At 63.8% G+C, this 15008-nt stretch carries 13 protein-coding genes; all 13 read left to right on the plus strand.

Features of this window, described 5'->3' with window-relative positions:
• Positions 1-29 precede the first annotated feature (29 nt).
• The 13 genes from B5D62_RS29295 to B5D62_RS29355 all read left to right on the plus strand — a co-directional run bounded on the left by B5D62_RS29295 (position 30) and on the right by B5D62_RS29355 (position 15008).
• On the plus strand, positions 30-683 hold the full coding sequence (locus B5D62_RS29295; protein ID WP_085937631.1) for a DUF2161 domain-containing phosphodiesterase: 654 nt from the start codon (positions 30-32) through the stop codon (positions 681-683).
• Positions 684-696: 13 nt separating this feature from the next.
• Positions 697-1494, plus strand: a complete 798-nt coding sequence (locus tag B5D62_RS29300; RefSeq protein WP_085937632.1) for a phosphodiesterase — start codon at positions 697-699, stop codon at positions 1492-1494.
• A 77-nt stretch (positions 1495-1571) separates the two neighbouring features.
• Positions 1572-2525 carry a transglutaminase family protein gene (locus B5D62_RS29305; RefSeq protein WP_085937633.1) on the plus strand — a complete coding sequence of 318 codons (954 nt, stop codon included), beginning with the start codon at positions 1572-1574 and terminating at the stop codon, positions 2523-2525.
• An 86-nt stretch (positions 2526-2611) separates the two neighbouring features.
• The gene (locus B5D62_RS29310; RefSeq protein ID WP_085937634.1) at positions 2612-3292 is read left to right on the plus strand and encodes a hypothetical protein; all 681 of its coding nucleotides are present in this window, start codon (positions 2612-2614) and stop codon (positions 3290-3292) included.
• A gap of 83 nt (positions 3293-3375) precedes the next feature.
• On the plus strand, positions 3376-4779 hold the full coding sequence (locus B5D62_RS29315; protein WP_170921206.1) for an O-antigen ligase family protein: 1404 nt from the start codon (positions 3376-3378) through the stop codon (positions 4777-4779).
• A 132-nt stretch (positions 4780-4911) separates the two neighbouring features.
• Complete coding sequence (locus B5D62_RS29320; protein WP_139374152.1) at positions 4912-6237, plus strand: sugar transferase; 1326 nt, start codon at positions 4912-4914, stop codon at positions 6235-6237.
• Positions 6238-6283: 46 nt separating this feature from the next.
• A complete protein-coding gene (asnB, locus tag B5D62_RS29325) occupies positions 6284-8113 on the plus strand; it encodes an asparagine synthase (glutamine-hydrolyzing) (protein WP_085937637.1) in 1830 nt (609 codons plus the stop codon).
• A 26-nt stretch (positions 8114-8139) separates the two neighbouring features.
• Positions 8140-9225: a glycosyltransferase family 4 protein gene (locus B5D62_RS29330; RefSeq protein WP_170921207.1), complete on the plus strand. Its 1086-nt coding sequence runs from the start codon at positions 8140-8142 to the stop codon at positions 9223-9225.
• A complete protein-coding gene (locus tag B5D62_RS29335) occupies positions 9222-10067 on the plus strand; it encodes an ABC transporter permease (protein ID WP_085937639.1) in 846 nt (281 codons plus the stop codon). Before B5D62_RS29330 ends, B5D62_RS29335 begins: the two co-directional genes overlap by 4 nt.
• 1 nt (position 10068) lies before the next feature.
• Positions 10069-11388 carry an ABC transporter ATP-binding protein gene (locus B5D62_RS33585; protein ID WP_170921208.1) on the plus strand — a complete coding sequence of 440 codons (1320 nt, stop codon included), beginning with the start codon at positions 10069-10071 and terminating at the stop codon, positions 11386-11388.
• A 7-nt stretch (positions 11389-11395) separates the two neighbouring features.
• Positions 11396-12673, plus strand: a complete 1278-nt coding sequence (locus B5D62_RS29345) for a glycosyltransferase family protein (RefSeq protein ID WP_085937640.1) — start codon at positions 11396-11398, stop codon at positions 12671-12673.
• The gene (locus tag B5D62_RS29350) at positions 12673-13719 is read left to right on the plus strand and encodes a glycosyltransferase (RefSeq protein WP_085937641.1); all 1047 of its coding nucleotides are present in this window, start codon (positions 12673-12675) and stop codon (positions 13717-13719) included. The genes B5D62_RS29345 and B5D62_RS29350 overlap by 1 nt, the downstream gene beginning before the upstream one ends.
• Positions 13716-15008, plus strand: coding sequence for a glycosyltransferase family protein (locus tag B5D62_RS29355; RefSeq protein WP_085937642.1), 1293 nt, complete (start codon positions 13716-13718; stop codon positions 15006-15008). Before B5D62_RS29350 ends, B5D62_RS29355 begins: the two co-directional genes overlap by 4 nt.

The following is a 15008-nucleotide window of genomic DNA, read 5'->3' on the forward strand; positions in this document are numbered from 1 at the left end:
TCCCTCTTACCATGATATCGTGCCGCCGCATGTCGTTGGAAAGCGACCTCTATGCGCCGGTGAAGGCGCTGCTCGAAGGCCAAGGGTACAGCGTAAAGGGCGAAATCCGCGGCTGCGACGTCGTGGGCGTGCGCGGTGCCGAGTTGCCTGTCATCGTCGAACTCAAGAAGACCTTCGGCCTTGGGCTGGTCTTGCAGGGCGTGGAGCGGTTGGCTCTCACCGACACGGTCTATCTGGCGGTTGGCGCCTGGCCGAAGAACATGCGCCCCGTGAAGAAGCTGTGCCGGCGCTTGGGGCTTGGCTTGATGATCGTGGCGGCCGAGCGCGTCGATGTCGTGGTGGATCCGCTCCCCTATGTGCCGCGCAAGAACAAGCGCAAGGCGAGCCGCCTGCTGGGCGAACATGCGCGCCGTGTCGGCGACCCCAATCGCGGCGGGTCTTCGACCAGGGTCCCCGTCATGACGGCCTATCGCCAGGCGGCGTTACGTTGCGCGGCGCTGCTGGCGAAGAACGGACCGATGAAGGCAGCCGCAGTACGCGCAGCCTGCGATGCGCCCAATGCCGGCGCGATCCTGCGCGATGACGTCTATGGCTGGTTCGAACGGGTGGAACGCGGGATCTATACGATCACGCCGGAAGGCAAACGCGGCCTGGCACGGTTCGGATGGGAGGTGACGCCATGAGGATGCGGTTTCCATGCTGATCGCCCAGCTGTCCGATCCGCATGTCCGTCCCGACGGCGTGCTCTACAAGGGCGTGGTCGATTCCAACGCGTTGTTCGCGGCCGCGATCGCCCAAGTGAATGCGCTCGATCCTCGGCCCGATCTCGTACTTCTGAGCGGTGACCTCGTCGACGAGGGGGATCCGGCCGAGTACGCAATGCTGCGTCGCTTGCTGCGGGGACTGAAGAGACCGTTGCGGGTCATCCCCGGCAACCATGATTCGCGCACCGCCTTCGCCGAGGCCTTCGCGGAGCATTCGTATCTGCCGCGTTCGGGGCCGATGAATTATGTCGCGGACGATTGCGGCCCGGTGCGGCTGGTCGCACTCGACGTCACCGTGCCCGGCTTGCATCACGGCGTCATCGACGACGTCGGCGCGCAGTGGCTCGAAGAGGCGTTGGCGGCGGCTCCCGAGCGGCCGACGGTTCTCATGATGCATCAGCCGCCTTTCGCCTGCGGCATCCCGTACCTCGATGCCTATCTTTGCCGGGAAGGGGATCGTCTGGCTGCGATCGTATCGCGCCATCCCCAGGTCGAGCGTATCGTCTGCGGCCATGTCCATCGCCACATGCAACTGCGCTTCGCCGGTACAATACTCTGCACGGCGCCGTCGACGGCGACAGCCATCGCTCTCCGACTGAAGCCTGACGCGGAACCCGCATCGTTCGAGGAACCGCCGGCCATGCTGCTCCATCATTGGCAGCCGGCTATCGGGCTGATCACCCATTTTCTGCCGATCGGCGCGTTTGCCGGGCCTTATCCTTTCGCCTGAGGGCCGCTGCTCGCCATTGAGCTGGCTCTGGCCTGCATTACTGCAACCTTCACGATCATGGGGCATTATCGACCCGCATGCGCAGGCTCGAGATCGTTCATCGTACCCGCTACGACTATGCGGAACCGGTCAGGCTCGGCGATTACCGCCTGATGTTCCGACCTCGGGACAGCCACGATCTGAGATTGTTGCATACAGGCCTGGCGATCGAACCGGCAGCGACGGTGCGTTGGATCCACGATCCGTTCGGCAATTCGATTGCCATCGCCTCATTCGCGGACAGCCCGGTCCAGGCCCTGGAGTTCGTGAGCACCATTCATCTCGAGCATTTCGCCATGCCGCCGGATCAGCCGGCGATCGAGGAATATGCCCGCACCTTGCCCTTCAGCTATCTGGCCGAGGAGGCGCCGGATCTCGCGCGCTATGTCGAGCGGCACTATCCCGATCCCAATGCGATGGTGAGCAACTGGGCCAAGCAATTCCTCGAAGGGGAGGGCGGCAGCGACACGTTCGGCACGCTCGTGCGCATGTGCAAAGGCATCCAGGAAAACCTCACCTATGCCATGCGCTTCGAGATCGGCACGCAGCCGCCGGCCACCACCCTCGAGACCGGCGGCGGCACGTGCCGCGACTATGCGCTGCTGATGATGGAAGGGGCGAGGTCGCTGAGCCTGGCGGCCCGCTTCATCACCGGTTATCTCTACGATCCCGCCTTGGACAAGGACGAGGCGGAAAACAGACCGAACAGCGCCTTCCCCCATGCCTGGATGGAGGTCTATCTGCCAGGCGCCGGTTGGGTCGAGTTCGATCCGACCAATGGAATCGTCGGCAGCGAACGCCTGATTCGGGTTGCGGTCGGACGCGACCCCGAACAGGCGATGCCGATCAAGGGCACCTTCACCGGCGCGGCCGGAGTCGGCATCGAGACGCTGGTCGACGTAAAGGTGCGGACATTGCCGCCGTCGAGTCCGTCGTCGTGCGAGAGCAAAGACGACGCCACGGCGATTGCAACGACAACGCCTGCCGCGTAATCCTTTGACATCGGGCGACCGGAGCGCTGGAGTAAGGTCGTCGGAGTTTTGGGGGAAAGCGCCTGTCTACGATACCGAGTTGGTTGATGCGTGCCTTGATGGCGGGCGGTGGCGCATGTCTTCTGGTTCTGTCTTTGCCCGTGGCGCGTGGGGCGTGGGAGGCGCAGAAGGCCGACGGAATCGTTACGGACCTGCGCCTCGGCCATCCTCTTGATCTACCGCGCGTGCAGGCTGGCATTGCCGATCTCGACCGCGCCGTGGCGGCCGACCCCGTCGCCGGCCGCTACCTCGAGCGATCGGAACTGCTGGGCGGCGCCGGCTTGACCTACAACCTGGCGATGTCCAAGGAAGAGCGCACCGCGTTGCTGCGCCGGGCCGAGGCCGACCTTCGACGGGGATTGGCGAATGCGCCGGCGCGGGGCATCGACTGGCTTCGATTGGCGGCCATGATCGAGGTCCTGGAGGGGGCGTCGCGTCAGGTCTTGCCGCCGCTCTTCCTGTCGATCGATTACGCCCCGCTCATCCCGCAGACATGGTTCCCGAGGCTCCGGATCATTCTCGATTGCTGGCCCTATTTCGACGATGCCCAGAAGGCAAAGATAACCGCATATCTGAGACAGAACTGGCGAGCAGCTCAGGACCGGCGCTTCTTTGCCTGGGCCATCCATTCCGTGGCCGACGAATTGATCCTGCGCTTTTTCCTGCGTGACGAGCCGGGCGCTCAGGAGGAGATCGGCAAGTTGATCAAGCAAGAAATGCGTCACTGATGTCGGAGTCGAGGCGACTGCGTTCCAGGCGGCGACCGCGGCGGCATCCGCTTGACCTGCTTGGGTGGCTCGTGGACGGAAGCGTGATCGGCCTGTTTCTCTTCTTGCTTCTGGTTTCGCCGCTGCCGATGGGTGGCAATCGGGACTGGGCCTGGGCGCCCATGACCATTGTGGTCGGCGCGCTTGCCGTTGCCGGCGCGTTCGGTTTGGGTACGCGTCGCGGTATCGATGTTCAGCCTGGAGAGGCGCGACCGCTCGCGCTGCTGGCGCTCTGCTTCATGCTGATGCTGGGTATCGGTGCGCTGCAGATGTCCACGCTTGCTCCGAAGACGGCGAGCGCGGCCTTCTATGCTCGAGCCGCAGCCATTCTCGGGTCGGCCCACGCACCGGTACCGACCCTCGCCATCGATGCCTCGCTCGATGTCATGCTGAAATGCATGGCCTGTGGGCTGATCTTCGCCTTCGCGCGCGCCTGCTGCGTGGATCGCCGAACGGCGCGGCTGCTGTTGGTGGCCCTGCTGGTCAGCGCTTTGCTGGTCAGCATCTATGCCTTCCTCGGAACGGCGAATCATTCCTGCTTCGTCGGAAATTATCTGAAGAAGGAAGGCGATTATTCATCGGAATACGACTACTGCCTGATGTCGGGCACCTTCGTGAACAGCAACTCCTTCGCGTGCTTTCTGGGGATGGCGCTGGTTGCCGCGATTGCTCTCATCTCCCGAAACCAGCGTTCACGGCGTCGCTACGGCGAATATCTCGACGAGAATGCGCAGCCGCTGGAATGGCTCACGCTGCCCCGCCTGGCCATGGCGGCCTTGGCGTTGATCTATGCCGGCGGTTTGCTGCTTTCGGGCTCGCGGGCCGGATTCGCCGCGACCCTGGCAGGCCTTGCCGTCCTTGCGGTGTTCCTGCTGCATGGCCGATTGCGGTCACGCCGGCAAATGGGGCGATTGGTTCTGGCCAGCACGGCGGTCGGCGGCCTGATCCTTGTTCTGGCAGGAAGTGCCTTCGTTCAGAAGATGTCGCGGCTGCCCGAGTCGGGGAACATCAACCGCGTCATCATCTGGGAGACGACGCTCAAGGCGATCCAGGAGTCGCCATGGCTGGGCTGGGGCCTTGGCAGCTTCGCCGATATCTACAGCGTCCTGCAGCCGGCCCAGATCCCGCAGCCCAACGACAAGGCTCATTCAACGCCGCTCGAAACGATACTCGAACTTGGGATCCCCGGGGGAGTGATCGCGATTGCGTCCGTGCTGCTGCCTTGGTGGATCGTGGGCCAGGCGGCATGGCGGCGCCGGCGCCACCGCTATCTGCCGGCCGCAGCCTTTGCGGCCTCGGCCGTCGCCATCCTGCATTCCACAATCGATTTCAGCCTTCAGATGCCGGCGATCGGGTTTTTCGTCAGCGCTCTGCTCGGCATGGGATGGGCGCAGGCCTTCGCGCCGTCGGAGCCCGAGCCGCGGCCCTTTACGGAGCGCGATGGATAAACTATATTCAGTTTCGATGTAGTTTGTGTGCGGGCACTTCGGTTTGAAGTAGAATATTCACTAAGGGGTCGACGTGGAGCCGGCTGATCCGGCGATGGGCCTGCGCCGTTACCACGTCCTGTCGAGGGGGCATTGACTTTGCGGAAAGCGATGTCGGTTGGAGCCGAGTCGCCGGCGGCCGAACAGCCGTCAGGACGGGCACGGGAAATCCGCTCGGCGCCTCAGCGGTTCATCGAGACCTGGATTGATGCGATCGGCGGATTTCTGTTCTGCGTGGTCGTGCCCATCCCGTTCTATGCAACGGGCGAGCCCTTCAAGGCGGGCTTCGGTGCAGCCGAGCAGACCATCCTGGCCACGGCTTTCGCCTATGCGGTCGTATGGTATGCCGGCCGTCGGCTCGACGCCTTTCCGCGGGCAACTCTGCAAGGCAATCTGAGTTACGTCGCCCCGGTTGCGACCTTCGCCTACGCGATGATTGCCGTGGTTCTCGTCCTGCTGCGGTCCGACTATTCGCGCATCCAGCTGTTTGGCAGCGGCGCGTTGGCGATGGTGTGGATGGCGGCCATTGCCCAACTGCGGGCGCGCTATCTCACCCGGCACTATGCGGTCGTGCCGGCATCTCTGGTCGACGCTCTGCCCGAACTGGGAAATTGCAAATGGCATTCCTTCGAGGATGTCCAGTTGGGAGGCGTTCGCGTCGATGCAATCGTTGCCGATCTGGGCGCCGATCTCACGGAAGCCCAGCTCTCCGCCTTGGCCAACGCGGCCATTGCCGGCGTGCCCGTGCTTGATCGGCGATTCATTCTCGAGGGATTGACGGGGCGGACGCCATTGGGCGGCCTTACGCCGAACGAGTTCGGCGCCTTGCTGCCGTCGCGTCAGTATCTCCTCGTTCGGCGCGCCATCGAGATCGTGTTCACGATCCTTTGTCTGCCCCTGCTTCTGCCGCTGCTCGCGGTCGTTGCAATCGTGGTGCGGCTCGACAGTCCGGGCCCGATCTTCTTTCTGCAGCCACGTGTCGGGCGGCGCGGGCGTGTCTTCCGCATGGTCAAGTTCCGCACCATGTATCACGGCGCTGGCGGTCCGAGTTTCACCACGACCGCAGACCCACGCGTAACACGCATCGGCGGGTTCCTGCGTCGATGCCGGCTCGACGAATTGCCCCAACTCGTCAACGTGCTCCGCGGCGACATGAGCTGGGTCGGCCCGCGGCCCGAGGCGCTGACCCTCGATCAGCAATATGTGCGCGAAATTCCCCACTTCGCCTTGCGCGGCATCGTGCGCCCCGGCGTCACCGGCTGGGCGCAGATAAACCAGGGCTATGCCCACGATCACGACGAGATGCGCTCCAAGCTCGAGTACGACCTGTACTACCTCAAGCACTGCTCGCTCTGGCTCGATGTCGTGATCGTCCTGCGGACCTTCGCCGTGATCTTCGGCGGCACAGGCGCGCGCTGAGCAGTGTGCCGTCACCCGGTTCGACCGATTTCATCCTGATCCCATCATGTGCGGAATAGCCGGCATATTTGCCTATCTCGACGTCGCGCCGCCCGTCGATCGAGCCGAACTGGCGCGCATGAATACGCGCATGGCGCCCCGCGGACCGGACGGCAGTGGCGATTGGTTCTCGCCCGACGGTCGAGTGGGATTCACCCATCGACGGCTTGCCATCATCGACTTGTCGGAGCGCGGTGCTCAACCCATGCACAGCGCCGACGGCACGCTCACCATCACGTTCAATGGCGAGATCTATAATTATCGCGAACTGCGGGCCGAACTGGAGCGAAAGGGACATACGTTCCGGACCGAGACCGACACGGAAGTGTTGTTGCAGCTCTACGCCGACCGCGGCTCCTCCATGGTCGAGGCACTGCGTGGCATGTTCGCCTTCGGCTTGTGGGATTCGAAGCGGCATTCGCTTCTGCTGGCCCGCGACCCACTCGGCATCAAGCCCCTCTATTACGCCGATGACGGTTGGACTCTCCGCTTTGCGTCGCAGGCAAAGGCCCTGCTGGCGGGAGGCGTGGTTTCACGCGATCCTGATCCTGCCGGCATCGTCGGGTTTCATCTTTTCGGCAATGTGCCCGAGCCTTTCACCGTCTGGCAGTCGATCCGCTCCGTCCCGGCTGGCAGTACGCTGACGATCGATGCAGCGGGACCGGACATTCCGGCACCTTATTATCGAGTCGCGAACGCGCTCGACCGTAGGGCGTCGACGAAATGCGATCCCTCGGAGGCGCAGGCACGGCTGGGTGCCGCAGTACATGAGTCGGTCCGCTATCACCTTGTCGCCGACGTCCCTGTTGCCGTCTTCCTCTCCGCTGGCCTCGACTCCAGCGCCTTGCTTGGAACCATGGCCGAGCTCGGACTGCGCGATATATCGGCCGTGACGCTTTCCTTCGCGGAGTTTCGAGGCACCCCAAATGACGAAACGCCGCTGGCGGCGGAAGTCGCAGCCCGCTATGGCGCTCGCCACATCGTAAGGACGGTCGACCGAGCGGAGTTCGAACGCGATCTCCCAGCACTCCTCGACGCGATGGACCTGCCGACCATCGATGGAATCAACACCTGGTTCGTCTCGAAGGCGGCGCACGAGGCCGGCATCAAGGTGGCGTTGAGCGGCTTGGGCGCCGATGAATGCTTCGGCGGCTATCCTTCGTTTCGGGAGTTGCCTCGTGCCGTTCGTCTGCTGCGTCCCTTCCGCTATGCGCCTGGCCTCGGACAGGCGGTCCGCTGGATGCTGTCCCACGGTATGGGGTCGCGCCTGGGATTGCATCCGAAGGCCGCAGGCCTGATCCAGTATGGTGGCAGTTGGGCCGGTGCTTATCTCCTGCGTCGTGGCGTGTTCATGCCGTGGGAGCTTGACGCCATTCTCGATCCTGACCTCGTCGAAGAGGGCCTGCGCCGGTTGGTCGTGTTCGATCGGATCGACGGCGAATTGAACGCCGATCACCCGCTCGGTGATTTCGATCGCGTTGCCGCGCTCGAGACCTCGCTTTACATGCGCAACCAGTTGCTGCGCGATTCCGATTGGGCGGGGATGGCTCACTCGATCGAGATTCGTGTTCCTTATGTCGATCCCTTCTTTCTGGCGGCACTGCCACCGGGAGATGTCCTTGAAGCGACGGGCGCTAAATCGGCGATTGCTGATATACCGCGACCACCGCTCCCCGATGCGCTGCGCCAACGGCCCAAGACTGGTTTCGCGACGCCGGTCGGTCACTGGCTGCGCGAGGCCGCCGCTCCCGCGGCGGCTGTGTCATTCTCCGCTGCGTCCCGCGACTGGCTGCGACACGTCTGGCAGGTGGGATGGACAGGCCCGGTCTTGGCGTGATGACCCGAAAGCCCCGGCTCCTGGCCTTGTTGACCGACGGTTACGGCGCGCAGGGCGGTATTGCACGCTACAACCAGGACCTGTTCGATTCGCTCGCCGAGGGCGGCGCGCAGTCGGTGATCCTCCCTCGGCATGGCGATGCGGGTGCCATCGCCCTGCCGCCGGGGATCAGGCAGGAGAGGGCGGCATTCGGGCGGCTCCGCTATGTGGTCAATTCCCTTGTTGCTGCCCTGCGCCTGGGTCCGTTCGATGTCGTCTTCTGCGGACACCTCTACATGGCGCCACTCGCCTGGATGCTGGCAAGGCTGTTGCGCGCGCGACTTTGGGTGCAGGCTCACGGTGTCGAGGTCGAGGATGCTCCCGGCGGCTTGACCCGAACGGCGATCGAAGCAGCCGACCTCGTGACCGTCGTCAGTCGGGCAACCCGGCACACGTTGCTGTCCTGGGCCAATCTCATACCGGAACGCGTGCGGGTTCTTCCGGACACGGTCCGCGACATGTTCGTTCCCGGTCCGCGTTCCGAGACACTGCGCGCACGATTCGGTCTTGGGGCAGGCCCCATCCTGCTGACCGTCGGCCGGCTGGCCGCGTCGGAAAGATACAAAGGTCACGAGCAGATCTTTGCGATCTTGCCGGCGCTGCGGCTCAAGTTTCCCACGCTGGTGCATGTGGTTGCCGGCGACGGCGACGACCGGGCTCGCCTGGAAGCCAGGGCCATCGAACTGAGCGGCGATCGTACAGCTGTGCGGTTCTTGGGCTACGTGCCGGAAGCCGACCTCCCTGATCTTTACCGTTCCGCTGATCTCTATGTCATGCCGAGTACGAAGGAGGGGTTCGGCATCGTCTACCTGGAGGCGGCTGGCTGTGGACTGCGGGTCGTGGGCGGCGTCGGTGGCGGTAGTGCAGATGCCGTTTCCGGGGAACAGATCGGCGTGCTGGTGGATCCGGCGGACGGCACGGCCCTAGAAGCCGCAATCCTTCGCCTGCTGGCGATGGGGAGAACCACCCCGGATGCCGTTGCTCCATACCGTCGCGACCGGTTTGCAGCCGCTGCCAATTTACTCCTTGCTCGCCTGATGGCCCATCCGCGTCGTATGAAGGGCGCTGCATGACTTCTTTAGATCGCCCCGTTTCAACGCACCTGGTGCTGGAGGCAGGCCGCGCCGATCGCCAGTATTGGCAGGACCTCTGGCGCTATCGCGAACTGCTGCTCATTCTCGCCTGGCGCGACGTTTCCGTTCGGTACAAGCAGACGGCAGTCGGCATTGCCTGGGCCTTCATCCGACCGTTCCTGACGACGGTCGTCTTTACCGTGGTGTTCGGGCACATTGCCAAAGTGCAGACCAACACGAGCGTGCCCTATGCGATCGTGGTGATCGGGGGCTTGCTGCCGTGGACGCTGTTCTCGTCCGTCCTGGGCGAAGCGTCGGCCAGCGTGGTCGCCAATGCCAACCTGATCAGCAAAGTCTACTTTCCGCGACTCATCGTTCCGCTGGCGACGGTGCTGGTGGTCGTCATCGACTTCGCGGTCAGCCTGTCCATCCTCGCGGGATTGATGATCTGGTACGGGGTTGTGCCGCATTGGCAGATCCTGCTGCTGCCTTTGTTCGTGCTGTTGGCGCTGCTTGCCAGCCTCGGTCCGGCAATCTGGGCGGCAGCCGTTGTGGTGAAGTATCGGGATTTCCGCTTCGTCATCCCGTTCGTGCTGCAGTTCGGGCTGTACGTTTCTCCCGTCGGATTTCCCAGTTCTGTCGTGCCCGAGCAGTGGCGGCTTCTGTACAATCTCAACCCCATGGTCGGCATCATCGACGGGTTCCGCTGGTGCATCGTGGGTGGCGAAAGCCCGATCTACCTGCCGGGCTTCATCCTGAGTCTGGCGGTGACGGCGTTCTTCCTCTGGCTGGGAGTGAGGACGTTCCGACGCATCGAGCGTGGCTTTGCGGACATGATCTGACATGAACGACACCGTCATCCGCGCCGAAGGGCTCGCCAAGAGATTCATCATCGGCCACAAGGTCGAACGCGACGGCCTGTTGCGGGAAGCCATGACGCGTGGCGCGCGGGCGCTGGTACGCAGGGGTGTCGATTTCTTCAAGGGCCGCGTCTCCAATACGCCGGGCGAGGTGGAGGAGTTCTGGGCCCTGCGCGATCTCAACTTCGAGATCAAGCGCGGCGAGTTGGTCAGCATCATCGGTCACAACGGTGCGGGTAAATCCACTCTGCTGAAGATCCTGTCGCGGATCACCGAGCCGACCCGTGGCCGGGTCGAGATCAATGGTCGGGTCAACAGCCTGCTCGAAGTGGGGACGGGCTTTCATCCGGAACTCAGCGGGCGAGAGAACATTTTCCTCAACGGCGCCATCCTCGGCATGAGCCGCATCGAGATGCGGCGCCGGTTCGACGAGATCGTCGAATTCTCCGGCGTCAGCAAGTTCATCGACACGCCAGTGAAGCGCTACTCGGTGGGTATGTATGTTCGCCTGGCCTTTGCCGTTGCCGCGCATCTGGAGGCGGAAATCCTCGTGGTCGACGAGGTCCTGTCGGTCGGCGATGCGGAGTTCCAGGCGCGCTGCATCAACCGCATGTCCGAGGTTGCCGGCAGCGGCCGGACCGTCCTGTTCGTGAGTCATAATTTCGCGGCCGTGACGGCGTTGACGCGGCGAAGCCTCGTGCTCGAGGGCGGCAAGCTTACCTTCGATGGGCCGGTCGAAGCCGGTCTGGCGCATTACACGGCGTCGCTCGGGAAGCTTGGCAAGGTGCGGCACTGGGGGCGGGGCAGGGAGGCCACGCTGATTTCGGCCCAGCTCCTCGACGCCGATGGCAGGCCGACGGAGCAGTTCGTTCCCGGCATGCCGCTGCGGCTCGAGGTCGAAGTCGAGACGACGGGCATGCCCGGCATGTCACTAGTCGTGATCCTGCGCGACCAGCACAATGTGCCGGTCGGCTACTTTTCGTCCGCTGCCTTCGGCAATGTCCCGTTGCCAACCAAGGCCGGCCGCTATCGGTGCGTTGTCTCTCTCGATGCGCTGTTCCTTGCCGCTGGCAGCTACAATATCGATTTGAGGACCACGAGCACGACCATCGTCGTCGATCACAGGGTCGACGGAGCGGTCCAGTTCTTCGTGAATGCATGCAACCCAGGTGAACTCGGCTTCGATTTTCGCCAGGACCTGGGTTTCGGGCCCCTGGCCCTGCGATCGAGCGGCCCGCTTCAGTTCGAGCTCGTCTCGAGCGCGGAACTCCCTGGTCTCCAGTCCGACGCGCGCCTGGGTTAGGAGATTGATGAAGCGCACGGTATGCATCGTCAGTTCCGGCAACCTTGCGTCCAATCCCCGCCTGGTGAAGGAAGCGGCAGCGCTACAGGAAGCAGGATACGCCGTGACGACTATTTCCTGCGACTACACCGAGGCGCTGAGACCGTTCGACGACGAGATTGCGGCCGAGGCTTCCTGGACGGTACGCCGCGTTCCGCGCTTGCGGAGCGAGAGGTATTTCACAACGGCGGCTCGGCGTGCGGCGCGCGCGCTGTCTGGGGCGGGGCTGCCGATCCCGCTTGCGGTTGCCGTCCACGCTTACGGCGGCCCCGGAGGGGCATTGCGAGGTGTGACCCGGACCATGAGCGCGGATCTCTATATCGCGCACTATGTTCCGGCCCTGCCGGCCGCTGCTGAGGCTGCACGTCGGCGCGGCGCGTTGCTGGGCTTCGACGCCGAGGACTTTCATTCGGGCGAGGAGCCGGACGATCAGGCCGATCATTTCCAAAGCAGGCTGGTGGAGCAGATCGAGGCAGCCTGTCTTCCTCGGTGTGCCCACATGACGGCCGCATCACCCCTGATCGGTCAGGCCTATGCAGCCCGCTATGGGGTGAAGCCGACGACGGTACTGAATCTGTTCCCTCTCTCCATGGCTCCGTCACTTCAAGACCACGCCGCTCATCGACACGAAGCCGGCACCTTGAAGGCCTACTGGTTCTCCCAAACGATCGGCTTGGATCGTGGTCTGCAAGGCTTTGTCCAGGCGATGGCTCGAGCCAGGACCCGCGTGACGCTCGACATTCGCGGCAGCAATCGCTGGGGGTATGGCGACAGGCTGCTGGAGATGGCCCGCGACCTGGGAATAGGGGATCGTGTCCGGCTCCTGCCGATGGCCCCGCCAGAGGAGATGGTGCGACTGGCGGCGCATTATGATCTCGGCCTGTCGCTTGAGATGCCGATCACCGAGAATCGCCGCATCTGCCTCACCAACAAGATCTTCACTTATCTCCTCGCCGGCACGCCCGTCATGATGAGCGATACTCCTGCACAAAAGGCCCTGGCGCCGGAGTTGGGGCCGGCGGCGGCCGTCGTGTCCGTTACTGATGTGGAAGGAATGGCCAAGGTGCTGGATGGGCTTGCAGCCACGCCTGGGGCGCTTGCCGAGGCAAAGACCGCGGCTGCCGATCTGGGGCGCCGGCGCTACAACTGGGACGTCGAGAAGAAGGTTCTGGTCGAGGCCGTGGCCTCCGCTTTCTCCGGCGCCAAGCCCTTATCCGCTTCGTCTGACACGAGAACGGCCGGCTGATGCGCATTCTTCTGTCCACTGATCCCGAGATCGAGGTCCCCCCGAAGCTTTATGGCGGGATCGAACGGATCGTCGATGGCCTGGCGCGACGCCTTATGACGCGAGGGCACAAGATCTGTCTTGTTGCCAAACCCGGCTCGTCCTGTCCGGTCGATGTCTTCCAGCCCTGGCCCGGCCAGAAGTCGCAGTCGCGTCTCGATACGGTGCGCAATGCCTTGACCCTTGGTCGCGCTATCCGATCGTTTCGGCCCGATGTGATCCACAGCTTTTCGCGTATCGCCTATCTCACGCCGCATCTGCGCGGCCGCATTCCCATCGTCATGACCTATCAGCGCGATCCGACGCCGCGTACCGTCAACCTTGCCGTGAAGCTTGCCGCCCCGGGTGTGCTCACCTTCACGGGCTGCAGCGAGTATATCGCCTCGTGCGGCCGCAAGACGGGCGGGACGTGGCTCGGTATTCCGAATTTCGCGGACATGGACTCGCTCAAGTTCAGCCCCTCGGTTGCGGCCGATGCGCCGCTGGTCTTCCTGAGCCGCGTCGAGAGCATCAAGGGCGCGCACTGGGCCATCGAGATCGCGCGGCGAACCGGACGACGGCTGCTGATCGCCGGCAATCATGCCGATAGCGGTCCCGAAGGCGACTATTGGACCAAGGAGATCGAGCCTTGGATCGGCCGGGACGGCATCGAGTATGTCGGACCTGTCGACGATACGCAGAAGAACCGTGTGTTGGGACAGGCGCTGGCCATGGTCGTTCCGATCCAGTGGAACGAGCCGTTCGGAATCGTGTTCGCCGAATCGTTGGCCTGCGGTACGCCGATAATCTCCTGCCCGCGTGGATCCCTGCCGGAGATCGTCCGGCAGGGAATCGACGGCTTCCTCATCAACTCGATCGAGGAGGGGTGCGAGGCGGTGGGCAAGCTGCACACGATCGACCGTGCCAGCTGCAGGCGCCGCGCCGAGGAGCATTATGCGCCCGATGTCGTCGTCGGCCGGTACCTCGACCTTTACCAGCAGGTTCGGGCTGGCCTGAGGACGACGTGACGAAAACGGTCGCCTTGGTCAGCGGGCATTTCGTTCCCTGCAACCTCGTCGGAGCGCAGCGGGCGCGGTTGTGGTCCCGTTATCTGCCGGAGTTCGGCTGGACGCCGATCGTGGTGACCGGAGATCCTGCCTGCTACGAAGAGCGGCCGGATCCCGAGCTCGAACGGTTGGTGGCACCCGGGCTGCGCGTGATCCATGCCCCGACCTTCTCGAATCGGCCTGTTCGTCTTGTCGGTGATATTGGCGTGCGTGCCTTTGCCGGCTGCTATCGCGTTCTGGCCGGATTGGCGAAGCGGCGCGAGATCGATTTCGTCCTGGTGACGATCCCGTCAAACTTCCTGGCCCCGGTCGGTCGGCTCATTCATCTCCGCTACGGCCTGCCATTCGGCATCGATTACCAGGATCCCTGGGTCAACGCCTGGCCCGGCGTCGAACGCCCTTTCACCAAGGCCTGGGCCTCCTATCGTCTGGCCTGCTTGCTGGAGCCGTGGGCGGTCCGCGGCGCGGCGCTCATCACCGGCATGGCGGCCGGCTACGTCGAGGGAATGCTGCAACGTAATCCTGAAGTTGCCCGTAACGCGGTCACCGCCTTCATGCCGATGGGCACCGCTCCTGAGGATTTCGAGGCCGTAGGGGCCCTCGATCGATCGCCCTTCCTGTTCGATCCGGACGACGGGCACTTTCACATGATCTATGCTGGAGCCCTGCTGCCGGCGGGATTCGTCGTGCTGGACTCGTTTCTCGCAGGCTTGGGTGCCCTTCAGCAGACGAAGCCTCAGGCCGCAGCCCGGATCAGGGTCCACTTTGTCGGGACCGGGACCTCGCCCGACGATCCCAAGGGTTATCAGGTGCTGCCGCGCGCAAGGAGGATGGGTGTCGAGGCGATGGTCACCGAGCATCCGCATCGCATCGGTTATGTCGACACGCTCAACCATCTCGGCAAGAGCAACGCCATTCTCGTTCTGGGCTCGACGGAGCGGCATTACACCCCGTCGAAAGTGTTCCAGGGCATGCTGTCGCGCCGACCGATCTTTGCGATGCTTCATGCGGAGAGCACGGCGGTGACCATGATCCGGTCGGCGAAGGCGGGCCAAGTGCTTACGCTGACCGAAACCGAACTGCCGTCACCTCAAGCTGTCGCTCATGCTCTGAGCGGCTTTCTCGAGGACAGGTCCTACGACCCGGATGCCGTCGATTCCGCCACCTACGAGTCCTTGTCGGCGCGCCAATCCACGCGACAACTCGCCGAGGCGCTCGACAGGGCTTGTCTCAAGCCGGCGTGGGCCTGA

Origin of the sequence: Enhydrobacter aerosaccus (assembly GCF_900167455.1) — a bacterium.
In the GTDB taxonomy this organism is placed as follows: Bacteria; Pseudomonadota; Alphaproteobacteria; order Reyranellales; family Reyranellaceae; genus Reyranella; species Reyranella aerosaccus.